This is a genomic window from Bartonella sp. AD328YNZD, assembly GCF_042196425.1.
Genome location: NZ_JBHIQG010000594.1, coordinates 1 through 1,009, shown reverse-complemented (window position 1 = coordinate 1,009; position 1,009 = coordinate 1). Strand labels below are relative to the sequence as shown.

2 pseudogenes are annotated in these 1,009 nt (G+C 33.2%); one reads left to right on the top strand and one right to left on the bottom strand.

The features are described 5' to 3' along the window. Positions 1–159 (top strand): annotated as a pseudogene (locus ACFIO3_RS13925) (30S ribosomal protein S12 methylthiotransferase RimO); the annotation flags it as partial. Positions 160–698: 539 nt separating this feature from the next. Here ACFIO3_RS13925 and ACFIO3_RS13920 read toward each other — a convergent pair. Continuing rightward, positions 699–1,009 (bottom strand): annotated as a pseudogene (locus tag ACFIO3_RS13920) (tRNA 2-thiocytidine(32) synthetase TtcA); the annotation flags it as partial.

Sequence of the window (1,009 nt, the reverse complement as noted above, 5' to 3'; positions counted from 1 at the left end):
AGTCAAGGAAAAGTTGCCAAAGGACGTAGTCAATACGATGCTCCAGAAATAGATGGTGTTGTCCATATATCATCACGACGTCCACTGCGTGTTGGTGAATTTGTCACTGTTAAAATCGAACAATCGGATGCCTATGACCTTTATGGTATAGCAGTTTAAAAAATTAACTCCCTCCCTATCCTCAATGATGAAGATTTCTATTAGCATCGGTTTATAAAAAGATCAGCTACTCACAATCGAACTTGATCACTTATATAGCTTACTTCATGAGAATTTACGAGCAATCTTTGCTCTGAATGTTTGCTATACACTCCCAAAATACCAAGCAGTTATATATTCTCTTAATTTAATACCTTATAAATGAGCTTTAAATGACGGTGACGGCGGCGCAAAAGAATAAAATCCACAAGGTTTCCCATTTTTAATTAACAAAAGAGCAAATCGACAGCCGTATTATTTTTTCATTTTTCATATTACGACAGTCATTGGTTAGTGAAAGGAAACTTTTTTCAAGAGTGTTTTATGCACACAAGAATTTCCTTTGTGATATGCAAACGGATGTTTTTTATGGATGCAATATAAGAGAATTTGAAACAAAACAATCTGACGATATTTAAATGAAAAAAATAAATTATCATTATAAATAAGTCTCTTATCTTAAACTCTTTAAACTTATTTTTTTTAATATCTAATTTTTATTAACACGTTTTAAAATCAAAGAATTTCTTATCAAGCAAATGACTTGGGCGCACATTTGTTAAAGCGCGAATCATCGTATCTTTACGTCCTGGCATTTGTTTTTCAATGTTTTTCAGCATTTCTTTCATTGCATTACGTTGTAACCCATCTTGACTGCCGCAAAGATTACAAGGAATAATTGGGAATTGCATTGCTTGAGAAAATTTTTCCATATCTTCTTCAGCAGCATAGACAAGAGGACGTAATACAAAAAGATCACCTTCATCATTTTTAAGTTTTCCAGGCATAGCGGCTAATCGACCACCATGAA